The organism is Photobacterium lutimaris (assembly GCF_003025555.1).
GTDB classification, from domain to species: domain Bacteria; phylum Pseudomonadota; class Gammaproteobacteria; order Enterobacterales; family Vibrionaceae; genus Photobacterium; species Photobacterium lutimaris.
The window spans coordinates 171,006-197,576 of record NZ_PYMH01000003.1; the positions used below are offsets into that span (position 1 = coordinate 171,006).

A 26,571-nucleotide genomic window follows, 5' to 3' on the forward strand; every position below is an offset into this window, starting at 1 on the left:
TGTTGCATTGTTGCTGTGAAAATAAGCAATTTTGGCTGCAGCTTTTATGGGCTGAGTACAAGCGAAAGGAAGAGCCTGATGTTTTCTTATAACGATTTGCAAGTGATTGATGTGGTCGCTCGACGCGGAAGTTTTTCGGCGGCTGCTGAAGAATTGCACAAAGTACCCAGTGCAATTAGCTATACCGTCAGGGTGATAGAGGAGCGGTTAGCTGTCGATTTATTCGTTCGCCTTCATCGGCAAGTGCAATTAACACCTGCTGGGGCGTTTTTTGTTGAGGAAGCCAGAGAGCTTCTTAAGCAAATGGAGATGCTGAAATTGCAAACCCAGCGTGTTGCCAATGGCTGGTCGCAAAGTGTGTCGGTGGCGCTGGATACGGTGGTTCGTGAGAGTCGGGTAAATACATTGGTACGGGATTTCTATCGGCAGTTTCCGGATATGGAGCTGCATCTGACGATGGAGGTATTCAACGGTGTATGGGATGCGTTGTCGGATGGTCGGGCAGATATTGCTATCGGCGCAACGGCGGCAGTGCCCGTGAGCGGTTACTTTGATTATCGCGATATGGGGGTGTTGGAATGGCGGTTTGTTGTTAGCCCCGATCATCCACTCGCCGAAATTGATTATCCGTTAGAAGCCGCAGAGCTTGTCGAGTACCCGGCTATCTGCCTTGAAGATACGTCACGGGTGTTACCTAAGCGAGTAACTTGGTTGATGGATAACCAGCGTCGAATCATGGTACCTAACTGGCACAGTGCAATGTCGTGCTTGAAGTCAGGTCTTGGGATTTGTGTGGTGCCAGAGCATAAGGCTTTGCCACTTATTGAAAGCGGGGAGTTGGTGGAGAAACAACTCGCGGTGAAACCACCGGTTAGCCCGTGTTGCCTAGCCTGGAATAAAGAAAGCCAAAACCCAGCGATTGATTGGCTGCTCGATTATCTGGGTGACAGCGAGCAGCTCCATCATGAATGGATGCGATAAGCCCCATTATTAACCGCTTTGAGTTATTCCGCCGGTTGCTCGCTTTCAGCACTTTCCGCAGGGTTAACATCTTGTGCTTGTTCAGCTTGCTGGGCTTCAGCCTCCATCTTGGCGCGTTCGGCCTTGGAGATGTAGCGCGGCTTGTTGCTGCGGTGCAACTTGGCGTTTGTTTTCTTCTGCCTTTTCTTCAGCGCTTCGTTAATTTTCTTCTTGCGGTTCATGGTTACATACCAAATCGAAATTGGCTGGCAATTTTAGGGGGAATTGAAGGAGATGTGAAGGGGTATATGATGAGCGGGGGGCAAGTTATTTGGATATATGAGCCGCTCCTATCGGACTGGCTCATAGACGATATGGCTACAGCGGGGCGACACCGACGGATAAGCGACGGACTAATGTCGGGTTATACAATCTCGCTTGTGATGCATTTTTATTTTCACTTGCCAGTTGCAAAGACAGTTTTGCCGCTTGTTCGGCCATAACTTGAATAGGGTAACGGATAGTGGTCAGTTTTGGATGGACGTATCGAGCAATATCACCATCATCAAAGCCAATAACGGAAATATCTTCCGGGATGCGCAAATTATTTTCATGCAGAACGGATAAACAGCCTGCCGCCATGTAGTCGTTATAGGTGGCCACGGCAGTCACGGGAAGGTTTTTCGAGAGCAAATTAGTCATGGCGTATTCACCACCAAGCTCATCTGGTTCACCGTATTCAATATATTCTTCGTGGACTTCGAGTCCATGATCTTTTAACGCTTCGAGATAACCCGCTTTACGGTCCCTGGCATCTTCGATGTCATGGCTGGAACACAGGTAACCGATATGCTTGTGACCATGGCGGATCAAATATTCAGTGGCGAGGTACGATCCTTTGCGGTTATCGAGTGCAATACAACGCGAGGCGATCTGTGGCACGATACGATTGATTATCACCAGTCCCGGAATTTCAGCCGCTAAATCGATGAGTTCTTGATCGTCCAATCCTTTACTGTGAATAACCAGTGATTCACAGCGGCTGTTGATCAATAGGTTAATCGCATTACGCTCTTTAACGGCATCGTGATAGCCACTACCGATCAGCAGTTGCTTCTCATGCTGATTGGCGATGGTATCAATGGCTTTAACCATGGTGCCGAAGAAGGGGGCGGAGACATCATTGACCAGTACGCCAATGGTGTTGGTTGATTTACTCACTAGAGCCCTGGCATTGGCATTGGGCCTGTAGCCGAGCTTTGCCATTGCAGCTTTTACGGCTTTGATAGCCGTTTCACTGGTGTGTGGTGCGTTGTTGATCACCCGTGAAGTCGTAGCGACGGAAACGCCTGCTTCTTTCGCGACATCCTTGATGGTAGCCATAGAGCCCTCTCTCTTTATTGCTGGCTCATTAAACAATGGTTAGCGATATAAAACAAACCTTCGCCGGTGTTTTTTCATTGGCTGAATTAATTATTGTAAGGTGAGTCACTCTACAGAATTGAGAGTCGTATGATTTATAGCCAAATAAGTGAATAGGACGAGACACTAGGGGAGGAAAAGAGGAAGAGTGCCACACTGAGGGGGAAGTCAATGCAGCACGACAGAGCTAAAATCTATGTTTAGATTTTAGTGTTTACTTGGCTCTAGAGTCAGGCTGTAAGCATATTGCTTGTCAGCCAGCCTGAATTCCTTATGGACACTTGGGCTCCATGAATCATCACCGCCCACACCCATATGCTGGTGGTCGACACGCAGGTATAACTGCTGTTCTGTGTTCAGCTCATTGGTATGCTTAGCATCAGTCAGTTGTTGCTGGCTGTATTGACTGACACTGAACTGAAAGTCACCCGAAATGTTCAGGGTCCCAACGGTCAGTGACTGACAACCACAACGCAGCCCACTATCGGTTGGGAAGATATAAGGCGTGTGCATGGCTGTAACCGCTTCAGTGTAATGACCGAAACGTGCTCCCGATAGCCTGTCGGGATAGTTTTCGAATGGGCCAAGACCTCGCCACTCAACGTGCTGCTGTTCATCCTGTAGAGGTAGGGCTAGCTCGATACCAATACGTGGCATCGGCGGGAGCTCATCGGAGAGTTGAACCGAGACATCAATATTGGTTTCGCCGTTATTGCCCAAGCTGTAGGTCCACCTCGTAATCACTTGTACCTTACCATTGAAGGTATAGACAAACGTTGACGTTACGGTGACTTGATGGTTAAGCGTATTGACCTGGCAATCGACACACTCACGATCCCACTGACCAATCCCCGCAGCATTCCAGCGGCATACCCAAGCATTTGGGTCGATAGAGTCAACTTCACTGACACCGATATCGTTATCCAGTGGTGCACGGAAAAAATTATCGACTGGTGAGGTGACGAATTGAGGTTTACCCTCAACAGTCCACTGTTCTAATAAGCCACTCGCTTTGTTCCAGCTCCAGTGATGCATACCGTTTTCGCTACTGACCAAAATAGCGTCATCGCTTTCTGTTGCGATAGGTGCATTACCTTGTGTTATCGAAGGGTAAGCCAACGAGTTTCGGTTGGTAACCGCGAATTGTTCGCTGGCAATAGTGTGGCCAGCTTCAGCCCATACGGTTGCTTCAATCAGTACGATGTCGGTATTTAAGTGATAAACCGCACCCGAGCGAGGTTTAAAGTCGACATCAATGCAAAGTGTCCGCTGGCTATCTGCCGGAACGTCAAGTTGCTGTTCACCAGAGGTAATCACACGGCCATTTTCAAGCAGTGACCATGTCAACTGTTCGTTATCCGTTGCTCGGAACGCGTTTTCGTTGGTTACGGTCAGGGTATACGCCACGCAGTTAGCCAATTGTTCTTCACTGTCGATCTGGACGGTGATCATTCGCTGGCAGTGTTTGGCTTCTTCCAATGTTGGATGAGGTGTGCGATCCGGGAACACCAGACCATTGATGCAGAACTGACGGTCATTGATTGTATCGCCAAAATCTCCCCCATAGGCCCAGAAGTGTTCGCCTTGGTCGTCATACTTGCTGATGCCTTGATCAACCCAATCCCAAATGAAGCCACCTTGCAGGCGAGGGTAATCACGGAATGCATCCCAATACTCATTGAAGCTACCGAGGCTGTTACCCATCGCATGAGCATATTCACACAGGATCAATGGACGCTCTTCGTTAGGCAATGAAATCCACTTTTTGATTGACCATTTTGGTACGGCTTCATCGGCAATGGTGGTATTAACCCGGGCATACATTGGGGCAATAATATCAGTCGCCGTGGTATCGGAGCCGCCCCCTTCGTACTGAACCGGACGTGATGGGTCAAAATTTTTCGACCAAGCATACATGGCATTGTGGTTGCTGCCATGACCGGATTCATTACCCAATGACCAGATGATAATGGACGGATGGTTTTTATCGCGCTGTACCATCTGGGTATAGCGGCTCATGTAAGCGTGTGCCCACATCGGATCGGCTGACAGGCGGTTCATCGGTTCCATGCCGTGGGTTTCGATGTTGGCTTCGTCACATACATACAAACCGTACTCGTCACACAGTTCGTACCAACGAGGATGGTTAGGGTAGTGGGCAGTACGAACGGCATTGAAGTTATATTGTTTCATCAAGCAGATATCTTTGATCATATCCGCTTCAGTCATCACATGGCCCAGTTCTGGATGGTGCTCGTGGCGGTTCACACCGCGGATCAGCAGAGGTTTGCCGTTGAGGCAAAGCTGGCCACCGATGGTTTCGACTTTACGGAAACCGACTTGATAGGCTTCACTTTCAATGTGGTTGCCATCAGCATCCAGCAACGAGATAACACAGCGGTACAGGTTCGGTGCCTCAGCACTCCACTTGTTTGGTTCGCGTACTGAAAGTGTTTGGAAAACAATGTCGTTGTAGCTACCGCGCTCATCAATACGGCGGTTATTCGGGCGGTCTATCACGGGAGCAGTGATGGCCTGCTCGCCATCAAACAGTTGAATTTGTACTTGGTGATCAGCTGAAGCCTTGATATGGGTAACAACCGACAAGCTGCCGTCGCGATAGCAAGCATCGAGATCAGGTGTGATAAACACATCTTCAATGCATTGCGTAGGTTTGGTCAGAAGGGTCACATCACGGAAGATACCGCTTAGCCACCACATATCTTGATCTTCGAGGTAGCTGCCGTCACTCCAGCGGATCACCATTACGCAGAGGCTGTTATCGCCAGCAACAAGGTACTGGGAGAGATCGAATTCGGCAGGCAGGCGGCTATCTTGGCTGTAACCGACCCAATGTCCGTTACACCACAAATGGAAGGCAGAATTCACGCCATCAAAGATAATACGGTGTGATTGTGCTAGCTTGCCTTCTTCCACCGAAAAGTGCGTACGGTAGCAACCGGTTGGGTTGTCTTTTGGAACGAACGGCGGGTTAACCTCAAACGGGTATTTGACGTTGGCGTAAATAGGTTTGTCATAACCGTGGAGCTGCCAGTTAGATGGGACTGCAATATTATCCCATTCCTGATCGTTGAATTGAGGGACAACGAACTCACCGTTAACGTGCTCTGGAGCGTCAAAAAGTTTGAATTTCCATTCGCCATTCAATGACTGGCGCTGGGCATTTTTCCCGTCACGGGCACTGTCAATGTCACGGTAGCTGGCTAATGGGCTGTGCGCAGACAAACAATGGATGTTCACTGACTGTGGGTTTTCCCAGTCTCGGCGCTGAATAATGTTAGAAAATGCCGTCATCGTTATCCTACTTAAAGTGATCTTACTTATTCTTGTCAATTTTAGTTACTGTGCAGTACGGCTATGGTGACTGCCACACTGCCATTAATTTGGTGTGCTCTAGCTGTTACTGAGCCAAGGTATCCAACAGGTAATCTTTGGCCTGTGAATGTCCTGCTTCTTCAGCAAGGTTTGCCCAATCAACCGCTTGTTTTAGCTTTCCGTCATTCATTGCTTGGTCGATATGCTGTTTAAAATAGTGCCAGCTCTGTGGGGCTGACTGAGTTGTTTGCGGTTGCACGGAAAGGGCTGGTTGTCTGTCCTGTTCAACGTTGGTGACAGGCACAGCTGCGGCTGTTGATGCCTGTTGTGCTGTCAGGTTTGCAAGCATATCGACGACAGGGTTGCCAAAGTGTTGTTGCGTGGTGATTTCAACGATACCGACTGGAGAAAGTGTCGCGACGAGCGGTAATCGCTTGTTGCCGACTATGTTTTGTGATTCGGCAAATTCTTGTTCTGGGTGGATCCGCGTGAGTTGGTTACCTATTTGGGGGGGATCCTGCTGGATCACCAAATAAGCCATTTGATCCAACTGTGTGCTGAGGATGAACTTTCCTTCAATACGCTCGACACCACTTAAGTCGTTAGTGAAATACTGAAAGTCATTGGTGGTGTAGTGTTCGACCAACTGCCACTGAGTGTCATAAATAGCGACAGCTGGTGCGATGACCTGGTTGTCTTTGATCGGAGCTCTGACAGTGAGTAAGAACGGGGAAGCAACTTGCGGTAAGGCATACGCTTTGACCGGAGTACGACCTGATGTAAGAGGCAGTGTTTCGCCATTACCATCCAGCGTGACATATTGCTGACTGTCCAGCGCAAGAGGCTGGATAGCCAGCTCAGCGACAGAATCGCAGCAAGCCGATTGGTTAAGATCGGTATTGAGTACCGTGTCTGGAATACTGCTGCAAGCGGTTAGGCTCAAGCCAAGCAGTATGGTTGCCAACTGTTTTCTCTTCATGTTTTTTCCTCAGGGTACAGACCCCATAAGGCCTGTACCACTTCAAGTCAGACCGCCGCTAGCGGGCTATTACCACCAAGTTTCAACGTTAAAGCCAAAGGTCACTTCGTCAACACTTGTTTTACCACTGACGTTACTCATCGCAGTACCGTAGGTTTTACCATCGCGGTTCCACTCATCATTCTTCTCTGAGTAAGTGGCGAAAATACGCAGTGATGGGCGAGCCCATACGCCTTTGCCTGCCTGGAACATCTGGGCAACAGTGACTTTATACATGTCATTGGTACCTGCACCATTTTGCGCTTCGACGGTTTCGTAACCGACTTCTAGTGCGGTCGCCATATAATCTGTCCAGCTGTACTGAGGACGGGCACCGACACTGAACCATTTCTCACCGTCGTTGTTGTCTAGGTTCTTGTCCTGATAGGCGATGGAATACATAACCTGGAAATCTTCATTGACATTCAGGTCACCGGAGTTGAAAACACGCCAGCTGTAACCATCATGCTCTACGCCTGTGCTGTATTTACGATTAGAGCCACCTTCGGCACTCATCAAACCACCGGCTAGGGCATCGGTACCATACTGGAAGGCCAGAGTATTTGAACCGTAGTCCCAAGCTTGGCGGTAAAGAGCTGATAGCATGGCACCGGATGTGGTGATATCGGACTCTTCATAGCTAGAGTTTTGGGTGAAAATGTAGTTCAAGCCAAAGGTCAGATCTGCGGTGTCGTTGATCGCTATATCGCTGATACGGGCATCGATGTTATGCAAGCTACGGCCATCAGCACTGGAATTTGGTGCCATCCAGGCAATGTGGCCGTTACCGAAGCCAAGATCCCAATCCTCGATACCAATACCTGTACTTGATGTATCCCAGTACTTGATATCTATCATGTGGACTTCGTGGCGGCGGTAGAAGCGCTCACCGGCCCATACTTTGGCATCTGGCTGCGAGGCGAAAAGGCCGTGGCCTGCTGACCACATTTGGATGATGCTGACATCACCCCAGCTTTCACCGCTGCCAAGATAAAGGGTGGTGTCAAAATAAGCGTCACCGTTTTGCCATACATCAGCTTTCAGACCGGCTTCCCACCAATTCAGCTCGTTACCCAAACGGTAATTACCATAACCTTCACTGGCACGGATCACATCATTGCGCTCACCTTTGCCATTATTATGATCATCATTGTCTGTGTAGATGTTTCCCCATTTTGCATAACCAAAGTAAGTGATATTTTCCACTGCTGCTTGGCTGGCTAGTGGGGCAAGTACCAAAGCGATACCGACTGCTTTTGCTAGCATCTTCTGTTTCATGAAACGTCTCCATATTATGTTTTTTTATTTATGGGTCCTAACTCGAGACTGATCCTAACATCGCTCTGGAAACGTTTACAGTGAGGCTTGACTGATTTTATCAAACAAAGGCAAAACATTTGATGAAATTGTAATTCAGGTCACATAAACGACGTCTTTTGGCTGTTTTTGAGGGTTTTTTATACAGGTGATGACGTTCATCGTCCGGAAACGATTACATAGAATGGGGTGGTAAGGAGAGGAGATAAATAAAAAGCCCAACAAAACATAAGGTTGGGCTTTTTTGATCAATGGAAACTAACTTCTTTCCCAAGCAGTACTGATTGCTCGGTAAGCCAAGTAGAGAAGCTATCTATGAGTGTTTTGAGTTAGGAACCCAAGGATAACGTTTCACTTTGAATCACAATAATCACAGAATACGTCAGCAATGAGTGTGAATTCAAGTAATATGTGAAACTCCTTGAGTGTATGTTTAACTCAAAACACCGCATTTTTACTGGGGTGGTATCGATTTCACCCCGTTGCTTTTACTTATCGAAAGTACGAGCACGTGTTAGCTCCAGGCGTTTTAGAATTTTATCTAATCGGTCTGGGTGTACCATGAACTCTTGGAATGCTTTCATCCCTTTTTATGTTATTGCTTTTTATAGCTGTAATATAAAAAAACCGCTCTTTTGAGCGGCTTAGACTAGACGAATACCCTTAGCTTTGTTCGGGGGGAAGTATGAACACGCCATTAGGGTTAATCGTTAAGTAAGCATGATCGATAAAGTTGGCATTGAACTGTGCTGAGTTCAGTTGAAGTAACAGCTCATGATTTTGCCATTCGACGACGACTTCGTACATCGAGCCCATATAGGCGGCACTGATAACCTTACACTGTTGACAGGGTTCCCCTTCCTCAGCCAGCAAAATGGCTTCTGGACGCACGCCAATCTGATAGTCATTCGGTTCAATGCCGACAACATTATCTCTCGCTGCCGGTAAACGATAGCCGTGGATATCAATATATTCACCATCATAATGGCCTTCGAACATGTTGGCTTCACCCATGAAGTTAGCCATAAACATCGATGAAGGATGTTTATATAAATCCGTCGGGCTGCCTTGCTGCATGATGTCGCCATCCTTCATTACAATCACGGTATCTGATACGGCAAAAGCTTCGGATTGATCGTGGGTCACATAAAGTGATGTGATATTAAAACGCTGTTGTAGATCGCGAATGGTTTCCCGCATATTTCTGCGCAGGTTAGCATCAAGGTTACTTAGCGGCTCGTCGAACAGCAGCACTTTGGGTTTGAGGACCAATGCGCGTGCCAGTGCGACCCGCTGTTGTTGCCCACCTGAAATCTGATCAACAAAACGCTCACCAAATCCTTCTAGATCAACAACTTTTAGCGCTTCATCAACGCGTTTTTTGATCTCGGCTTTATCAAGGCCAAGCATTTTCAGTCCATATCCCACGTTTTCATGCAGGGACATATGCGGAAAAAGGGCATAGGACTGAAATACCATACAGATGTCACGTTGTTGAATAGAGGTGTTGGTGACATCTTCTCCATCAATAAAGATTTGTCCGCTACTGGGTTTTTCCAATCCGGCTACCAGTCGAAGCACGGTGGTTTTACCACAGCCAGATGGGCCCAGCAGGGTAACAAGGTGGCCTTTTTTAATTTCAAGGTCGAGGTTGCCAATGACGGTTTTGTCTCCAAAGCGCTTACAGATGTTTTTAAGCACTACAAAATTTTCAGTTGCCATGAGTTTTTCTCCAGTTACGACTCTTCGTTATTGGCTTTGGAGCGCGAGACGCGCGCTTCACCGACAAGAAAATCAAATATCAGAATGATGGCTAGCATAACCACGATCAGGATCGAGCCATAAGCGATGGCGATACCGTATTCACCGTCCTCGACCCGGTTTAGGATGTAAGAGGTTGCCACCCGTGTTTCTGGGGTGACCAAGAATATGATGGCGCTCACAGTAGTCATCGCCCGAACAAAGCTGTATACCAGCGTCGACAGAATGGCGGGACGCAGCAGTGGGAGCAAAATATGGGTGATGGTCTTCAGTGAGTTAGCGCGTAAGCTGAGTGAGGCTTCATCCAATGATTTGTCCAATTGGCCAAGGCCTGCAATGCCGGAACGGATACCGACAGGAACGTTACGCATGACCATGGAAATCACGACAATCGCGGCAGTACCGGTGAGGTAAACCGGCGCATCATTGAAGGCGAGGATGTAAGAGACACCCGCTACGGTTCCTGGGACGGCAAAACAGAGCATGGTGGCAAATTCGATGACCTTCTTGCCGTGGAACTGTTGACGAACCACGATGTAAGCAATCAATAGGCCAAATAACGCTGTCAGCGGTGCCGCGATACCAGCGTATGTCATGGTGGTGATAAGTGATGGCCAAGCTCCCTCACTCATACCCATGCCGAACAGATTGATGTAGTTCGCCAGAGTAAGGCTGTAGTCCACCCCCCAGTTTACCGTGAAGCTGCCGTAGATGATGCTGCCGTAAAGCAGAACGTTAAACGCCATCCAGAAATAAAGCAGACCGGAGACCGTGTGCTTAAGTGTGTTTGGTAGCGGCTGCACATCACCACGGTAAGACTTACCCGAAATAGTGACGTAAGAGCGCTTGCCTATCCACAGATACTGCACCACAAAAATGGCCAGCGAGAAGAGCAATAATACTGCGCCTAACGTACTTGCAGAGGCGTAATCTAGCTGGGCTCCAGCTATGTAGAAGTAAATTTGCGTCGCCAGTACATCAAAGCTGCCGCCCAGTACCAATGGGTTACTAAAATCGGCCAGAGATTGAACAAAAATAATCAGGAAACTGTTTGCCAATGCGGGTTTTAGCAAAGGCATCACGATTTTAAAGAAGGTCTGGTAACGGTTAGCGCGCAGTGTATAGGACGCTTCTTCCAGAGAAGGGTGCAAGGATTTCATCGCACCGTCTAGAATCATAAACGACATTGGCGCGAACGCTAGAACCTGCGCCATCCAGATCCCGGTAAAACCATAAAGCCAGTTGGTCTGGGTCAGGCCGAACCAGTCAGCCATCAGTTCAGTAATGTACCCTGAGCGGCCTAGCATCAAGGTTACACCCAAACCGACGACAAATGGCGGTGTTACGATGGGCAGAATCGAGAAGATACGGGCGATAAAAGCACTGCGCTTGGCAATACGGGTGGTGTATATGGCAAATACCAGGCCGAAGAAGGTTGCACCAATCCCCACAGAGGTCCCCAGCATGACGGAATTCATGATGATTTGGATTATTTGGGCGCGACCAAGTATGTCGAGAAACTGCCAAGCAACAAAGTTCCCCATTTCGTCTTTGAACATAGGGACAAAGATGGCGATACTCGGATAGATGATAAAGGTAGTGATCAGCAAGATGATAGTGATCAGAGAGCCAATAACAAAGGTATCACCACCCAGAAATTCAAGGCGGGAGAAAGCCAATGTCATTACCGCGCCGAGTACGACAAACAATGCGATGGTGGCGTAGCCCATTCCTTGTGCGGTATACCAAGAAGAAAGCACGACAAACAACATACAAAATGCAGAATAGACGATGTCGAAGTAGTGGCGGTTTTTGGCATATTTATCTTGTACTTGTGCTGGGCGGATCAACAAAACTACAGGTAGGGCAAACCATAGCCAAGATATGTTGATGCTGCTCCATCCCATTGCAGCTCTAAATTCTTCCTGGGTGGATTCAAATAAGCCCCAGTCGAGGGCGAAAACCGGTAGCAGGATAAAAGCTGCGAGCAAACTCAATATCCAATAGAAGACAGGGTCTCGCTTTATGGCACTTGGGGTGATGTGTGCGGCAAGTTCGTTCATTGTATATACCTGAAATGTTACATTTTTTGGCCTAGCCAAAGGAGAGGATCAGGGGGCTGCTTCTGCAGCCCCTTCAGGATTATTCGCCCATCTTAACCACGTTCACCCACTTATTAATCAGACGCTTACGCTCGTCAGACGAACCATATTTATCCATGTCGTAACTGATTAATGTCAGATCTTCTGGATTGAGCGCATTCGGTGATTGCTCGGCTTTGATGTTGGTCAAGATCTGGAACGATTGGCCTTTTTTCCAAGCGGTTTCCTGGCCTTCTTGAGACAGTACAAAATCAACAAACTTCTTGGCGTTATCTAAGTTACGTGCGCCTTTGATCACGCTTACGCCGCCAATTTCATAACCTGTGCCTTCACAAGGAGAGATCAATTCAAGCGGTGCGCCTTTGGATTGCTCTAGTGAGTAGTCATGCAAGAAGCCGATACCAATTGCTATTTCGCCACGAGCCGCATTGCGAGAAGGAGTGACCCCAGATTTCGTGTATTGGGATACATTCTTATCGAGTGATTTGAAGTAACTGAAGGCTTTGTCTTCATCCCAAAGCTGAATAAAAGTAGCCAGCGCGGTGTAGGCTGTGCCTGAGCTTTGCGGATCGGCGATCTGAATTTCGCCGGTGTATTCTGGTTTGGTCAGGTCGTTCCAGCAGCGTGGGATTGGCAGACCTTTTTCAGCTAAACGCTCGGTGTTAACACCAAAGCCAAGGATGCCCATATAGACGGCGGATGAGTAGTTACCTTTGCGTTTCGCCGGGTCACGAAAATCCGGCATAATGTTGTCGAGCTGTGGCGAAGGGTAGGCTTGCAGCAGGTTCATTTCGCCGGCTTGGGATTGAGGATCTAATGTGCCACCGTACCAAACGTCAGCACGCGGGTTTTTCTTTTCCGCTTCAATCTTGGCAAGGGTACTACCCGAGCCGTTTCGAACGAATGACGTCTTAACGTCGTATTTTTCAGAGAAAGCTTTGGTTTCCGCTTCACACATTGCGTTAGTTGCACTGCAATAGACGACTAACCGGCCCTCAGCCATCACCTGAGGGACGGCAAACGTTGAACTAAGGATACAGGCGGCAAGCAGGGAGCGTTTTGTTCTAACTTTCATTATTATTTCCTCTTGTTGTTTCCAACGTGTAGGGGGTTGGAATAAGGGACAACGAGAGGGAGTCAAAATACTTAAGGAACGGCGATCCCTGCCCGTTGTTGTGCTTTGACGAAAGGTAAAATCAGCAGTCCGATCGACGCTGCACACAGCGTGATGACACCGAAGAAACCTTCCCAGCTAAATCTTTCTATGAGTACCGCCAGCGGATAACCGGCCAGTGCGGCACCAAGGTAGGCAAACAAACCGACAAACCCTGTCGCTGTACCTGCAGCATCTTTATGTGAGCACTCTGCAGCGGCCATCCCAATCATCATTTGTGGCCCAAAGACAAAAAAGCCAATGGAGAAGAAGCAACCTGAAAGCACCATGACGTTATTGAGTGGGGTTAGCCACAGGGCGGCAACGGAGATAAAAATACCCAGTGCAAAAATAAGGTTCATCGGTGCCCGGTTGCCTCGGAAAAACTTGTCCGAGCCCCAGCCACCAAACAGGGAACCAAGAAAACCACCGACCTCAAACATCGACACTGCGGTATTGGCGGTAATGAGTTGGTAACCATGGCGTTCGGTCAGGTATAAATTGCCCCAGTCGTTGATGGCAATCCGTACCACATACACCAACAAGTAAGAGCTACAAAGCAACCAGATATACTTGTTACCCAGCACGTAGGTTCTGACTATCTGCCTAAAAGGCAGCCCACGGCCTTCGGCCTCATGTTGCTTCTCTAATTCATCATCTCGCCACGCCCCAACACTCGGCAGACCGAGAGTTTGTGGTTTATCCCGAAGCCGAAAGCAAAGTGCGGTGCCAACGACGATGGCTAGTAGCCCAGGTAAAATGAAGCCGTAGCGCCAGCCCCAGTTGACGGCAATTATCCCGATAGAGATCGGAATGAGAGCACCGCTTAAGTTGTGGCAGGTGTTCCAAATTGACCACCAGAACCCCCGTTCGGAGCGCGAATACCAAGAGGTCAGCAATTTTGCACAAGGTGGCCACCCCCAGCCTTGAAATAACGCGTTTAATGTCCACAGCACCACAAACGTTGAAAGCGATGAGCTGAGTCCAAACAGGATATTAATGATCCCGGTGGCAATTAGACCAAGCCCCATGAAGTAGTTGGGTTTGGTTCTGTCACTGACCATCCCGGACAGAAATTTCGATGCGCCGTACGTGATGTAAAAAAGCGTGCCTAAGAGGCCAAAATCAGCAGTACTCATCCCGAGATCGGATAGCATCACCGGCATGGCAAAGCTCAGGCTTTTTCGGGTGAAATAGAACACCCCGTAGCCGATATACATTGCGGCCATCAAATGAAGACGCCAATAGCGATAGCTTTCGTTAACTTGACGAGGGCTAGGTACGGCTGCAAACGTCATCACTTCTCCTTAAGTGCTGAATGAAATGTTATTGATAAAGTGAATGAAAAGAATGAGACAGTTTCATAAATGACTAGGAAAAATTCCTAGTTTGATTGAAGGGGCTCGGGTTTTGTGGGCAAGTTAACAATTATACGGCTACCAAGCGAACTGCTTTGAATCGTCAGTTGACCTCCAAGAGCCTGTACTCGCTCTTCAATGCCTCGTAATCCTTGCCCTTTCTCCCGCCAGTGTTTCGGTAGACCGACACCATTATCACGCAATTCTAAACTGAACTGGCTCCCCGGAACCAAGGTGAGCTGAACCTCAGTTGCATGAGCGTGTTTACAGATATTATTGAGCAGCTCTTGTATTACACGATAAAGGGTAACCGTTGTTACCTCATCCAAGCGTTCAGCCAAAATGCCAAAATTGAGCTTAAAATCGACATTTCGTTCTCGAAAGCGCATCTCCGTAGCTAATTGACGAATGGCTAACTCTAGCCCCATCTCATCCAATGCCTGTGGGCGAAGTTGTTTTAACAGTTGGCGGGTGGAGGAGTGAATTCGCATGGCGAGGTCGTTCGTCGTCGTAGCGATTTTTTCGGCTTCAGCGTTTTCAGCCAACCTTTTAGCCAACATTGATTGGATTTGAATGGCGGTAATATTCTGGCCGATTTCATCGTGCAATTCTCTTGCGACGGATTTGCGAATATCTTCTTCAACATGGACCAGCTGCCGCGCAAGCTGTTTCTTGAAGAACAGCTCCTTTTGCAGCTCTTTATTGGCCTGTTTCAGTTGCTGGGAAAGTAGGTACTGACGGCTGATAGCGATACCTAGCCCCAATCCAATAAGTGCTTGCGTGGCAATAAAGCTTTGTAATTCTAGGTCGGTATCAAAGGAGCCAGAGATTTGGCGAGCAGTGGCAAGAAGGATACTGTTCATTACACTTGCCAGTACGCCACCTTGCCAACCATAGCGATAAGCCATAAAAATATTGGGCAGCAGGAACAAGAGTAGCGAAAGAGATTTCATTTCTTCTAGCAAGGTCAACTCTGCCACGAGTCCGATGGTGAAAAACACCAGACACCAGATAAATGCAGAGCTGCGAAGTGTTACCTCCTGATGTACAAGCTTGGGGCTGAGAGGTTGCCATATCTGGCGATGCAAATAGTCGTAAAGCAGGAAGAAAAAGGGCGTTAGCAAGATGCCGCCGGTGAATGCTGAGACGGCACCTTCCAGCACGTAATCAAAGCCGAAACCAATGGGTTTGGTGACCAGCAAAAGGGCGATGCCACAGATGCAGGAGTAAGCAAAAGCAAAGCAGCACAGCGCCAGAATTTGTTTCCAGTACACATCGAACTTGTGCCATATAGGGTGAAACGCGATGGCTGAAGCATGGCAAAAGAAGGAGAACATCATGAGCAGGTAGAGCACGCTGTTATCACTAATAACGGGAAGCATTAGCGCGATCAGTCCTGCTTCTGCAAGGGTAAACAACAGCCAATAGCGGCGTGGGCTTAGGGCATAGACGGCTAACTTGAGTCCTGTGGGAAGAAAAAGGCCCGCTAAAAGAAGATCTGGTACCAGGTAGCGGCTGATATTCCAGAGGCAAAACCAGCTGATGGTGTACAAAACCAGAGCGAAAGCATAGCTAAAGCCGTGCGTCAGGATGAGCTGTGGCAGATGCCGTTGCCGGGTTATTTCGTTCATACTGGCCCATCAGTGAGCAATTTATGCTGGAGGGCGAAGCGAATGAGATCAACATTATTGGAAAGATTGAGTTTGCTAAGAATATTTGCCCGATGGACGTGTATGGTCTTATGACTGATATACAGTTCACTGCCTATTTCTTTGACATCCTTGCCTAGGATCAGGTGATCGAACACTTCGCGCTCTCGTTTGGTGAGATCTTGCAATACGTTGGGCCCTGCCGATGCATTGCTGAGGTTGACCAGAGCATCAGCACAAAGGTAGCGGTCGCCATTAGCGACGGTGCGTATTGCTTTAACGAGCTCGCTAGGGCCACAGCGTTTAGATAGATAGCCATAAGCTCCGGCTTCAATTGCTTTGCTGACAAAGGAGGCGGAGTCATAAATACTGAGGATGATGGCTTTAAAATGAGGGTGTTTTCTACGCAGTTTTTCTAGCAGAATCAGCCCGCTTTCATCCGGCATCGAAATATCGATCACTGCGACGTCGACATCAGAATCAGACAGTCCTCGAAATGCATCACGAGCATTGCTGAATTCACTGTGAATTTGAATATCTGGTTCCATTGACAGCAATTGAGCGAAACCTGAGCGGACCACAATATGGTCATCAACTAAGGCGACAGAAGTCATATTTCCAACCTACATAATTCTTAAAAAAAGGAAATTACCAATGTAATGACAATAATGCACAAAACACGGATGAAGGTGTGAGAGCTGTCTCTAAAGTTGAGCGCTAAATGTGAGCATTCAATAATTGCACGGCAAAGATGCGGGTATTTATAACGGGTATATTTAATACTTAGATCATAGCCATTGTTCAATAAGAGTTTAACGGTTAGCCATTTTATTGACGATAATGGCTTGAAAGTGAAGCCATGGGTTTAAGCTGCTGATATATAAGCATTAATACTTGCTCTTTGAAAGCGATGTAGTGTCACGATTATTTATGCAATTACCACCATATTTAACCTTTTCCTTATTTTGATATAGGAGAAATGGTATGAATAAAACATCGTTATTTTGTATTGGCCTTTTTGGTAACGTGCGATACTCAGAAGTATTCGACTATTTCGACCATATTACTAACAGTATCAATGGGATGATAGGGAGCGGTGATACAAAGTGAGTCGTCATCAGCAGGGAGTGTCCGAATGCAAAAAAAGGATTGGCATTGAGCCAATCCTTTGTTGATGTTTTTGCGAACATTTACTCGTAATCAGAAGCGTAAGTTTCTTCGTAAGTGTGTGAGTAAAGTTCAAATAGGTTGCCAAATGGGTCTTCTAGATAAACCATTTTGGCTGGTTTGTTATCATCTTCTGGGTGGTAGCGCATGATGTCCATACGTACTTTACCACCGAATTTTTCTACTTTATCAATTACACCAGCGAAATCATCGGTCTGAAGGCAGAAATGGAAAATACCAAGACGAGAGAAATCGACCTCGTGGCGTTCCTGTCGCGCTTTCATTTCAAATAGCTCGACCCCGATACCATCTGTTGTTACGAGATGGGCAATGTTAAAGCCCTTAAAGCCTTCGCCAAATACCGCGATACACATTCTACCGATAGCGGTTTCACGTTCTTCAATAACTTTGGTGTTGTTCATGACGATTTTTAGGCCAAGAGCATTGGTATAAAACTCTACCGCTTTATCCATATCGCCCACCATGATACCAACGTGATTCATTTTCATAATTTGCTCCAGACTCAGATGATTGTGACGTGATTTGTTTCGATGGAGAGAGTATATGTATGGATGGTTATTAATTGAAATTATCGATAATTATAAAAATGATAATTAAAATTTATCTTAAGATGTCAAATTTAGTGTCGGCGAACCGAAGCCGCACATAACTGACAACCCATCACATCACCAAACTATTGCCAGGTCATTGTATGCACTGGTTAGCAAAAAACATCTATCCTTATAGATGCCTTTTACTTATGCAGGTTAATTTCATGAAAAAGCTAATTGGTTTACTGGTAATTATGTTTTTCAGCGTTTCGGTACAGGCCGGGGGAGGCTCTGGTACTGGGGGGATTCCGAGCGTCCCCTGTGTGATTGATGGTAAGCTCATTCATAAACACTTGTTAATTACCGAGTGTAATGAGTTGAAGAGAGAAGTAACCGATAAGAAAGCTCAGCCGACGTATTAACAATATTGTATAGCCTCCTGTTACGGGGTCACTTCTGACTCCGTTTATTTCATACCTCTTAGGATATCCCTTTCTTTGGCAGGAATGATTTTCAAATAAAAGCACAGTCCTGCTTAAAAGCTGGTTACGGTATCGTGATTTATGGAAACGTTTCCAGTGTGCGGGGTGGCTCACAGTATCTGCCGGGTATTTCATTATGATCGGGTGAAATTTCATGCTTAACAGGAAACCATGAATATGGATAAGCAAATCATTCGTTTGAAAGGTACGCAGTCTGAACTGATTGTTGAAGTAGGGAATTTCGCAGAAATCCTCTATTGGGGAGAGGCTATTTCAGGCCACCCCAAAGGGGCTGAGTTAGCTTTGAAACGTCCTGTTCCTTATGGCCGCTTAGATAATGATGTGCCTGTTTCGTTGCATCCTGAATTAGCAAGAGGCGTATTTGGTAGTCCAGCACTGGAAGGTCACCGTAATGGGCAAGACTGGGCACCTGCATTTACCATCAAGTCTATTTCACACGAAAGCGGTAGCCTTATTATTGAAAGCCACGATCCTATTTCAGGGCTAGCGCTAACGGTAAATTTGACGTTGGATAGCAATGATGTTGTCCAACTTAAGCAAACACTCACCAATACCGGGGAAGGGGAGTATCAGGTTAACCGCTTGGCAAATACCTTACCGATTCCTGAGCGGGCCAATGAGCTACTAACCTACTATGGTCGTTGGGTGAAAGAGTTTCAGCAGGTGCGCCAAACCTTATCTCAAGGTGGCTACCAGCAAGAAAACCGTCGTGGCCGCACATCACACGAACATTATCCTGCATTGATTGCTGGAACCAAGGGCTTCGGAGAGTGTGATGGTGATGTCTGGGGCTTCCATTTAGCCTGGAGTGGTAATCACCGCATGCGTGTTGATGTCAAAGCCGATGGACGGCGTGTTGTGCAGGCTGAGGCATTATATTTCCCAGGTGAAATCTCTTTGCAGCCAGGCGAAACTCTCGTGACACCAGTACTGTATGCCTCACACAGTGCGGCGGGTTTAAATCGCATGAGCCAGCAGTTCCATGGTCATGTTCGTGAGTCGATTCTTGCGCCACAAATCAGTGAAAAGCCACGGCCAATCCACCTTAATACGTGGGAAGGCATATATTTTGACCACGATCCGGCTTATATCAAAGATATGGCAACAGAATCCGCAAAAATGGGCGTCGAGCGCTTCATTATTGATGACGGTTGGTTTAGCGGTCGTGATGGCGATAAAGCCGCGCTGGGCGATTGGTATCTTGACGAAACTAAATACCCCGAGGGACTTGAGGGGGTCGTCAGTCATGTCAATAAGCTGGGCATGGAGTTCGGTTTGTGGTTTGAGCCAGAGATGATCAACAAGGACTCGGATCTGTACCGCAATCACCCTGACTGGGTATTGGCTATCGAAGGCTACGAGCAGCCAACGGGCCGTAACCAATATGCTATTGATTTACAAAATGAAGAGGCGTTTGATTACCTGCTTGAGAGGCTGGATCACTTCCTGTCTGCCTACAATATCGCTTATATCAAATGGGATATGAACCGTGAGATTGTTCAACCAGGACACAGAGGGCGTGCTGCGGGGAATAATCAGGTGAAGCGCTATTATGAATTGGTAGAGCAGATCCGTGAACGTCATCCTGAGGTTGAAATTGAGTCTTGTGCTGCGGGTGGTGGCCGAATTGATTTCGAAGTACTTAAACGTACCCATCGTTTCTGGACATCGGATAACAACGATGCGCTTGAAAGGCAGCAAATCCAACGGGGGTTCAGCTATTTCTTCCCCCCAGAAGTGATGGGAAGCCACATAGGTGCCCGCCATTGTCATAGTACCCGCCGTACCCATGATATCCAGTTCCGTGGACTAACCGCTTTGTTCGGGCATATGGGGATCGAGTTGGATCCTGTGAAAGAAGGGGTTGAAGAAAAAGCAGGCTTTGAGCGTTATATCAAATTACACAAGACTTATCGTTCGTTACTTCATCGCGGTAAGTCCGTACGCATTCCGGTGGATGACCACGATGCCCAGTTAGCAAAAGCGGTTGTCAGCGACGATGGTAACGAAGCGTTGGTCATGGTGGCGCAACTTGCGATGCCGACCAATTCACTCAGTGGTGTGCTGAGGATCCCAGGTCTAGATACAGATAAAGCCTATACCATATCGGTGATTGATCAGCCTGCTAACTTCCATGCAGGCTTGGTGAACCAGCAACCTGCTTGGACGCAACAGCCGGTAACGCTTACAGGTGAGTGGTGCCAGAAAGTGGGACTCGCAATGCCAATCCTTGATGCAGAAAGCGCTATTCTTATCAGGTTAGTTACGGAATAAAAATCTATCTTTGATTTTATTTGAATAAAAGGGGCCGAGTCAGGCCCCTTTTTTTGTTTACCTTACAGCACTTCATTCCATTAAAAATATAGCGATAAGCATGCGAAGTGATCGAAATCTCATTTTGTCATTCTATTCATGGAACTCATGGAAACGTTTCCATGGGTGGGGCTTAGATCACAGTTATCCTTCTGTAGATCCTTAATATACCTAATGAGCCCAGAGCTTAATTAATAAAGATACAATAATGAACTCTGTACGCGCCCTTTTAGTTAGGGAAAGGGGGTGGAACAGAATGAAGGATAAAAAATGTCTGACAAAATTACATTACAAACCAAATTATCGTATGGTCTCGGTGCGCTAGGTAAAGATTTCGCATGTGCACCGATTTATATTTTCTTGATGTTCTACTTCACCGATGTTGCAGGCTTGTCTGCTGCCTTTGTGGGTACTATCTTCCTTGCAGCCCGAATTCTTGATGCGGTTACTGATCCAATGATGGGGGTGATTGTTGATAACACCCGTTCAAAATTTGGTAAATTCCGCCCGTGGATTGTGATTGGTACATTGCTGAATGCCATCGTATTGGTTGGCCTGTTCAGCACTCACATGTTCGAAGGTCCTGCTCTATACCTTTATGCTGCAGCTGCATACATTCTTTGGGGCCTCACATATACCATTATGGATATCCCGTACTGGTCAATGATCCCGGCGCTGTCGAGCGAGCGCCAAGAACGTGAAAAGCTGGTTGTATGGCCACGTCTATTTGCCAGCCTAGCATGGTTTATCACCGGTACTTACGGCCTTCACATTGTGGGTGTCTTGGGTGACGGTAACCAAGGCGATGGCTTCTTCAATATGGCGATGCTGATTGCAGTACTGTTCGTGATGAGTGCTTTCTTGATTGCCCGTAACGTAAAAGAAAAAGCAGCGCCGGCCAATGCAAAACCTGCAGAAAAATTCAGTTTCAAAGATGTACTTATCATTATTGGTAAAAACGACCAGCTAAAAGCACTGATTGGTACTGTGCTATCATTCCAGATTGCTAACCTGCTTGTTGGTGGCTTTGCTATCTACTACTTCTCTTACGCACTGGGTAATCCAGAACTGTTCCCTGTCTATATGATGGTAGCGGGTGCAGCAGAAGTTGCTGGTGTGTTCTTGTTCCCTCGTATTGCCGCTAAACTTCCACGTAAGCACTTGTGGAAAATGGCATGTGGTTTCCCAATTCTATCTTGCATCATTTTGCTTGTAATGGCTGTCATGTTCCCTGGCAGTACGCTACTTATCGGTTTGGCGGGTGCAGCAATTAAGTTCGGTGTGGGTATTGCTAACGCACTACAAACAGTAATGCTTGCCGATGTTGTTGACTATGGTGAGTACAAAACAGGTCGTCGCAGTGAGAGTGTTATCTTCTCTGTGCAGACAATGCTAGTTAAATTCGCCGGTGCTGCTGGTGGCTTTATCGTCGGTGTGGGCTTGTCAGTGGTTGGTTATGTACCAAATGTCGAGCAAACAGCTGATACCATTATGGGGCTGAACTTTATGATGTTTGGTTTGCCTGCCATATTGATGGCAGTAAGTGGTATCGTTTACCAACGCTACTACCGCTTGCATGACGGTTTCAACAAAGATGCTGTTGAGAACGACATGGTTGATGTAAAACCAGTCCAAGCGTAATTTATCTAAGCTTCAATTCAGTAGATAAGAAACAGCTACCTTCGGTAGCTGTTTTTGTTTATGTGATTGGTCTGTATTCCCTTCTTGTTTTAGGCTTCTTTAAGGGTTTGATACCCGGCCCAAATACGGGTAACAGTCGTGATCCAGCAAAGCGCGCCAAATATCCAAGCGATGGTGGCAAAGTGTGCAGGATACAAGCAGAACAGAACAAAGCAGGTAATGGTTTCGGTCCCTTCAGTCAGACCACCAATATAGTACAGCGACTTCTGCTTATAGACTGGACTTTCGATGTTGCGCTTACCGGCCATGATAGCAAAGCTCAAGAAGCTAGATCCTGTACCGATGAATGAGAAGATAAGAAAAGCACCTGCAATGGCGTTTGCTTCTGGATTAGCCAAAACGAAGCCGAAGGGCACCATGGAGTAGAACAGAAAATCCAAGGTAATATCGAGAAAACCGCCGCAATCAGTGATGCCTTGCCGTCGAGCTATAGCACCATCGAGTCCGTCGAAGATACGGTTGATGACAATAAAGCCGAGTGCCCAACTGTAAGCTTCTAAAGCTAAGGCGGGTAGGGCAAATAAACCAATGACAAAACCGGTTACGGTCACTTGGTTTGCCGTAATACCGAGTTTGTCCGGTAGTGCCGAAAACGTGGTAAGTGGCCAGCGGATCACCTTGATCGCGTATCTATCTAGCATGCTTGTTGTTCCTGAACAGCGTTAGTCCATGGCCAATCCAATACACGGCCATGCAGTGGGATATCATCCCGATCATGGGTAACCATGATCGTGGGGATCTGGCGATTGTTGATTTGATCAAAGACAAACTGCCTGAATTCATTACGCAGCGCTTTATCGAGCTTGCTGAACGGTTCGTCGAGCAGAACGGCCTGAGGCTCCGAGAGAAGCATACGCATTAAGCTGATCCTTGCACGTTGTCCGCCAGATATTTCACTGGGCTGCTTATTAGCCAATTGCGATAAACCAAGGGTTGCGAGCGTTGATTCGGCCCGTTTAACCCGCTTCTCACCACGGTAATGGCGTGGAATACCGAACATGAGGTTTTCTAACACGCTTAGATGTGGAAAAAGCAAATCGTCTTGAAACAGTAAACCTATCTTGCGTTGATCAGGGGCCAGCGCGATGACGCTGCGCTCATTGAGTGTTACATCGCCGGATAAGGAGAAGTCATTGACGAGATGTCCCGCAATAGCACTCAGTAAGGTTGATTTCCCACAACCGCTTGGGCCCATTAAGCTGAAAACCTCACCAGGGCAAACGTCAAAACTCACAGGTGAAAAAAGGGAGGTATCACCAAGTTGGATTGCGAGGTTATTCACAGATAATGTCATCCGTGAGTGTACTCCTTTGATTTATTGGATGTAGACGGTATTTGTCGAGAGTGTTGACGATAGTGACGCCAACGATAACTCAGGCGATTAGTTGTAATCGCAAGCGTAAAGAATACCAATGGAAGAACGCCTTGAAGAAGGCCGTAAATTGCCATTACCCGGCGGTCTTGACCGCTGGCAAGGGCCACGGCTTCGGTCGTCACCGTACTGATCCTGCCAGCCCCGAGCATCTGCGTAGGTAAATATTGGGCGAGGCTGACACTGATCCCGATGGCAAGGCCGAAAATGATAGCGGACTGGACTTGTGGGCGTTTTACGCGCCACCAGGTTTGCCATGCAGTTAGGCCTAAACTTCGGCTGCATTGGTCAAGGCGAACATCATAGCTACGCCATGCGCCATCGAGCGCCAAGTACATGTATGGGAAAACAAAAATGAGGTGACTCCAGATCACCCAAAGCGAATAGTGCTGACCGGGGATTAAATATGTGACTATTTGGATCCCGAACAACAAGGACAGCTGAGGGGTAACGAGAGGAATAGCGATCAGCCAGACAGGGATAGCCCGTTGGTATTTCTGGCGGTATTCAAGGCATGTGATCACCAAGATCAACGCCATGATGCTGGAGATCAACGCCAGCACTAAGCTGGTTCCCATAAGTTCGGCTAAGGTTGTAAGCTCTTGCTGCCAAAACCGTCCGCTATAGCGGCTTGGCAGTAAGTCTGGAAAGCGCCATCGTTGGGCAAATGACCAGACAACCAATAATGGGATGATCAGCACCGGGATCACAATAAACGGGCTATACAAGGCCAAATGATGGGTTGGTTTTCTCGTGACTTGCTGAGAAGGGGTTGCTCCTTGGGTCAGCCAATGTCGCTTATAGCGCAGGAAAAACCACTCGATAGCACGAATAAAGCCAAGGCCTGTTGCTGTGAGCATCACAAGCAGGCAAGCGCCAGCGGCCGAACGGGGGACAAGGAGTAGGTCGGGTTCGTTAAACCATTGCCATACAAGAACTGACAAGGTCGAGGGGCGTGTTGGCCCCAAGATCAAGGCGATATCAACAACAGACAGGCCGTATGCAGCAACGGCAAATAGGGATAAACGCAGCTTAGGAAGCCATTGCGGCAGAATAACCTTACGCCAAGATTCTGACTTGCTATAACCCAAACTGGCTGACATCGCGCTGAGCTGGGCCACGTCAAGCTGCTTGAGAATTGGAATACTCATGATCAGTAGAAATGGGGTTTCCTTGATGGCCAGTGCCAGCATTAGGCCTATCCCATAGTTGTCTTGAATGAGGTTTCCCTGGAGCAGTGCGATAGCAGCTGTATCGGCGATCCCTAAGGCTTCAAATAGTCTGAAAATCCAGCCCGTAGGCGAAAACAGTAAAGCGAAGCCAATGGCAAAAGCAACATGGGGCATGGCGAGCATAGGCGAGAGCGTTCGTTCTAACGTCTGCCAGCGGTTGGTGCCCCAATACCGTTTAAGGATGACATAGGTGAAATACAGGGCAAGCGCAGTACTGCCAAGCCCAGAAAGGAGGCTGAGACCGATAGATGTCGTGAGGTTAGGCCATGTTACCACCTCGGAGAATGCATTAAGGTTGACGCTTTCAAAGCCCAGCGTAGGGAGCCAAGAAAGTGAAGAGAGGCTCAACCCTATGATGCCCGGTAATAAAGGCAAGAAACACAGAAGAACTGCAACAATAAAAAACAGATGAATCATAAATTACTCGTTGGGTGGGAGTCAGCTCCCACCCTTTAGGCTTAGCCTTTTAATTTTAGCTGCCGTAACGTTTTTGCCATTCGAGTTCGATGGCAGTTAACCAGCTTGGGTGTGGCTCAGGGATAGATTTAAACAGTGAAAAACCTTGGGTTCCACTGTTTTTCAGTGATTCTTGTTTGAGAACCGATGGATCACCCCAGATTTTGGCATCGGCTTTACGTGCCTGCGCTTCCGGGCTCATCAAGAAATTGATGGTAACCAGGGCGCCCGCTTTGGCTTGAGCGTTCCAGGGTATGGCCAAGAAATGAATGTTGGACAATGCCCCTTGTTCAAAAGCATAGGTTTGTGCCGTTTCCACCAAATTACCGTTCTCAATTGCCGCATTGGCTGCATTGGGGTTAAAGGTAATCGCCAGTATAAGCTGTTGATCATCAAGAAGTTGGATGGTTTCACTGGTGCCAGATGGAAAGCGTTTACCCTGCTGCCAGGCGACGGGGTGGAGCTGGTCAAGGTATTGCCATAATGGGGCCGTGACCTGCTCAAATCGCTGCCGCTCAGCTTGACTGTCGATAGCAGTGTAGAGCGAATCCGATTCGTTACTCAGCTCCAACAAAGCGGCCTTGAGGAAGCTGCTACCGTGAAATTCCGGCGGTTGCGGGTAACTGACCTTGCCTGGAAATGCTTGCGCTAAACTGAGCAGCTCGGCAAAGTTTTTCGGTGGGTTGTTCAGTGTCTCTTTATCATGGATAAAGACTAGCTGTCCCACTCCCCAAGGTGCTTCTAACCCAGCGGTGGGTTCGGTGAAGTCTTCATCAATAGGCAAGCGGGTATCAACATATTGCCAGTTTGGCAGCTGCTGGGTAAACGGGCCGTAAAGCAGGTTGCTGTGCTTCATGGAACGGAAGTTTTCACCGTTGATCCAAACCAGATCAACGCTGCCACCTTCACTTTTACCGGCGGCTTTTTCTGCTAACAAGCGCTGGGTTGTTTCGGCGATATCAGCGACTTTGACATGCTTTAGACTGACGCCATATTGCGCCTGCAATTGACGACCAGCCCAACGTAGATAGTCATTGATCTCTTGGCTGCCACCCCAAGCATTAAAATAGACCGTTTGTCCATCCGCCTGCTTGACTACATCATCCCAGCTTTGCTGGGCTGCCGGAGCGGCTTGGGTTGCGCTAAGGCCAGAGGCCAGCGCAAGCGCTAGCCCGAGGAGTGCTTTTTTCATGATCCTGT

The 26,571-nt window shown here is 47.7% G+C and carries 20 protein-coding genes; 4 read left to right on the forward strand and 16 right to left on the reverse strand.

Going from position 1 to position 26,571, the window contains the following annotated elements:
• Positions 1–78: 78 nt before the first annotated feature.
• Positions 79–981 (forward strand): DNA-binding transcriptional activator PunR, encoded by a 903-nt coding sequence (gene punR / locus C9I99_RS09780; protein WP_107348687.1) that lies wholly within the window; start codon positions 79–81, stop codon positions 979–981.
• 23 nt (positions 982–1,004) lie between these two features.
• Here the strand turns inward: punR and C9I99_RS09785 are convergent, their stop codons facing one another.
• From C9I99_RS09785 to C9I99_RS09840, 12 genes are all read right to left on the reverse strand, one after another.
• The gene (locus tag C9I99_RS09785; RefSeq protein ID WP_107348688.1) at positions 1,005–1,202 is read right to left on the reverse strand and encodes a DUF2986 domain-containing protein; all 198 of its coding nucleotides are present in this window, start codon (positions 1,200–1,202) and stop codon (positions 1,005–1,007) included.
• Between the two features lie 136 nt (positions 1,203–1,338).
• Positions 1,339–2,343: a substrate-binding domain-containing protein gene (locus C9I99_RS09790; RefSeq protein WP_107348689.1), complete on the reverse strand. Its 1,005-nt coding sequence runs from the start codon at positions 2,341–2,343 to the stop codon at positions 1,339–1,341.
• A gap of 246 nt (positions 2,344–2,589) precedes the next feature.
• A complete protein-coding gene (locus C9I99_RS09795) occupies positions 2,590–5,697 on the reverse strand; it encodes a beta-galactosidase (RefSeq protein ID WP_107348690.1) in 3,108 nt (1,035 codons plus the stop codon).
• A 106-nt stretch (positions 5,698–5,803) separates the two neighbouring features.
• Complete coding sequence (locus tag C9I99_RS09800) at positions 5,804–6,697, reverse strand: MalM family protein (protein WP_107348691.1); 894 nt, start codon at positions 6,695–6,697, stop codon at positions 5,804–5,806.
• A 69-nt stretch (positions 6,698–6,766) separates the two neighbouring features.
• Positions 6,767–8,014 (reverse strand): carbohydrate porin, encoded by a 1,248-nt coding sequence (locus C9I99_RS09805; protein WP_107348692.1) that lies wholly within the window; start codon positions 8,012–8,014, stop codon positions 6,767–6,769.
• Between the two features lie 702 nt (positions 8,015–8,716).
• Positions 8,717–9,775 carry a ferric ABC transporter ATP-binding protein gene (gene fbpC, locus C9I99_RS09810; protein ID WP_107348693.1) on the reverse strand — a complete coding sequence of 353 codons (1,059 nt, stop codon included), beginning with the start codon at positions 9,773–9,775 and terminating at the stop codon, positions 8,717–8,719.
• A gap of 14 nt (positions 9,776–9,789) precedes the next feature.
• Positions 9,790–11,877: an ABC transporter permease gene (locus C9I99_RS09815; protein WP_107348694.1), complete on the reverse strand. Its 2,088-nt coding sequence runs from the start codon at positions 11,875–11,877 to the stop codon at positions 9,790–9,792.
• Between the two features lie 79 nt (positions 11,878–11,956).
• On the reverse strand, positions 11,957–12,991 hold the full coding sequence (locus C9I99_RS09820) for an ABC transporter substrate-binding protein (protein WP_107348695.1): 1,035 nt from the start codon (positions 12,989–12,991) through the stop codon (positions 11,957–11,959).
• A gap of 71 nt (positions 12,992–13,062) precedes the next feature.
• On the reverse strand, positions 13,063–14,367 hold the full coding sequence (uhpC, locus tag C9I99_RS09825; RefSeq protein WP_107348696.1) for an MFS transporter family glucose-6-phosphate receptor UhpC: 1,305 nt from the start codon (positions 14,365–14,367) through the stop codon (positions 13,063–13,065).
• Positions 14,368–14,453: 86 nt separating this feature from the next.
• On the reverse strand, positions 14,454–16,058 hold the full coding sequence (locus C9I99_RS09830) for an MASE1 domain-containing sensor histidine kinase (RefSeq protein ID WP_107348697.1): 1,605 nt from the start codon (positions 16,056–16,058) through the stop codon (positions 14,454–14,456).
• On the reverse strand, positions 16,055–16,690 hold the full coding sequence (locus tag C9I99_RS09835) for a response regulator (RefSeq protein WP_107348698.1): 636 nt from the start codon (positions 16,688–16,690) through the stop codon (positions 16,055–16,057). Before C9I99_RS09835 ends, C9I99_RS09830 begins: the two co-directional genes overlap by 4 nt.
• 576 nt (positions 16,691–17,266) lie before the next feature.
• Positions 17,267–17,752, reverse strand: coding sequence for a VOC family protein (locus tag C9I99_RS09840; RefSeq protein WP_107348699.1), 486 nt, complete (start codon positions 17,750–17,752; stop codon positions 17,267–17,269).
• Between the two features lie 266 nt (positions 17,753–18,018).
• On the opposite strand from C9I99_RS09840, the gene C9I99_RS09845 reads away from it, so the two are divergent.
• The 3 genes from C9I99_RS09845 to melB all read left to right on the forward strand — a co-directional run bounded on the left by C9I99_RS09845 (position 18,019) and on the right by melB (position 22,251).
• A complete protein-coding gene (locus C9I99_RS09845) occupies positions 18,019–18,216 on the forward strand; it encodes a hypothetical protein (protein WP_133638231.1) in 198 nt (65 codons plus the stop codon).
• Between the two features lie 231 nt (positions 18,217–18,447).
• Positions 18,448–20,571, forward strand: a complete 2,124-nt coding sequence (locus C9I99_RS09850) for an alpha-galactosidase (protein WP_107348701.1) — start codon at positions 18,448–18,450, stop codon at positions 20,569–20,571.
• Positions 20,572–20,880: 309 nt separating this feature from the next.
• Entirely contained in the window at positions 20,881–22,251 is a 1,371-nt protein-coding gene (gene melB, locus C9I99_RS09855; RefSeq protein WP_107348702.1) for a melibiose:sodium transporter MelB, read from the forward strand.
• Between the two features lie 89 nt (positions 22,252–22,340).
• On the opposite strand, the gene C9I99_RS09860 is transcribed toward melB, so the two are convergent.
• The 4 genes from C9I99_RS09860 to C9I99_RS09875 are packed head-to-tail and all read right to left on the reverse strand — an operon-like array spanning position 22,341 to position 26,563.
• A complete protein-coding gene (locus C9I99_RS09860; RefSeq protein ID WP_107348703.1) occupies positions 22,341–22,952 on the reverse strand; it encodes a CDP-alcohol phosphatidyltransferase family protein in 612 nt (203 codons plus the stop codon).
• On the reverse strand, positions 22,946–23,605 hold the full coding sequence (locus C9I99_RS09865) for an ATP-binding cassette domain-containing protein (RefSeq protein WP_107348704.1): 660 nt from the start codon (positions 23,603–23,605) through the stop codon (positions 22,946–22,948). Before C9I99_RS09865 ends, C9I99_RS09860 begins: the two co-directional genes overlap by 7 nt.
• Positions 23,602–25,332, reverse strand: a complete 1,731-nt coding sequence (locus C9I99_RS09870; RefSeq protein ID WP_107348705.1) for an ABC transporter permease — start codon at positions 25,330–25,332, stop codon at positions 23,602–23,604. The genes C9I99_RS09865 and C9I99_RS09870 overlap by 4 nt, the downstream gene beginning before the upstream one ends.
• 55 nt (positions 25,333–25,387) lie before the next feature.
• Positions 25,388–26,563, reverse strand: a complete 1,176-nt coding sequence (locus C9I99_RS09875; RefSeq protein ID WP_107348706.1) for an ABC transporter substrate-binding protein — start codon at positions 26,561–26,563, stop codon at positions 25,388–25,390.
• Positions 26,564–26,571: the final 8 nt, after the last annotated feature.